The 1,432-nt window shown below is 24.6% G+C and carries 1 protein-coding gene; it reads right to left on the reverse strand.

Translation table 11 applies throughout. The annotated features are described in order from the left end of the window. Window positions 1-1,432, reverse strand: a 1,432-nt coding sequence (locus L8X33_RS08555) for a hypothetical protein (protein WP_263670491.1), incomplete at both ends; no start/stop codon positions are given.

Below are 1,432 nucleotides of genomic sequence, written 5' to 3' on the forward strand. Positions count from 1 at the left end.
TTGCAAATACAATTTTATTGTTTCGTTTTTGGGGGTATTTAACTTCTAATTCGCAAAGCAATTCTTCTTCATTTGTAATATAGCTTAAATGCTTTAATAAATCTTCAAACAATACCCCATTAACTATTCCTATACTACCATTGCTGCCAAATTCTCCCTTTTCGTTAATGTTATAAAGATACAAATCCCCCTTACTCATACTTTCTTTATTCTTGCTTTTTTCTTTTTCATTATTTGGATTTGAAATTTCTATTTCTTTAAAACTTTTAGAGCATTCTTTATCAGTGTATAATCTAACACAATACTTTCCCCAAGTCTTACCTATGCTAAAAGGATAATCTTTTAAAAAATCAGGTTGTTTGTTGTAATTAATCTCATTGATTTTAAAATAATACTTTCCTTCAGGTAAGCTTCCAAATTTATCTTTAATACTTTCATCATCATAGTAAAAATATGCTTTTTTCTTGGTAGTTTTATCTTTTATATCTTGATAAAAACTAAAAGCAATTTGTTTATTTGATGGTTTTAAATTATCAGCTTTAGCTACTCCACTTCTTGCCATATAAGAAGATATTAAATCTTTTCCTTTAAAATGATATAAATAAAAACCATCATATTTAAAATAATCTTTATTTTTAAACCTAAGTATAAGTCCTATTTTATGATTGATATAATTATTAAATATTCTTTTGCTATCTTGTAAGGGTTTGGCTAAATAAGCTTTATTATCTTCTAATCTAACTTTAAAACTATGACAATTACTAAAGTCTTTTTCTCTATCAAATCTTATTTTACCTTCTTTATTAGTTTTTAATTTTAATACGCTTTGCTTGATTAGTTTTTCATGATCATACCCTTTTATACTAATACTAGCATTATCAATAGCCTTGCCATGTTCATCTTGTATGATAAGGCTGATGTAATTTGAAGTAGCAGTGTTGTTTATAATGTTAGTGTTATTGTGGGTTAAATTTAGATCTTGATGGTTTAAATCATCATAAGCATAGCGCTTGCTTATCTTTTTAGGTTCTAATTTTATATTTAAACTATTTTTAGCTAAAACATAGTTTTTAATCTTACAATGATAATAATCATAAGTAATGTTTAAATCTTTTAAAGCATATAAATTATTCTCATCATATTTAAGATAATAATTTATTTTTTCATCATTGAAAGAAAAAATTTCATCTTCCTTTGCGCCTAAAAGAAGTTTTTCATAAAAAAATACTCTTGTTTTTAGTTTATTAAAATCTAGATTATAGTTTTGTTCTAATAAAGCTATATCGATTAATGACTCATCTTTAACAAATATATCACAATTGTTCTCATAAAGATGCAAAAGATTTGACATAGATGAAGCATTGTCAAAAAATATAAGCTTTTTATTTTTATCTTTGTTTTCTAAGATGAAGTGGCTTAGGTTTTTAAGGTG

Origin of the sequence: Campylobacter sp. CNRCH_2014_2849 (assembly GCF_025772845.1) — a bacterium.
Classification (GTDB): domain Bacteria; phylum Campylobacterota; class Campylobacteria; order Campylobacterales; family Campylobacteraceae; genus Campylobacter_D; species Campylobacter_D lari_D.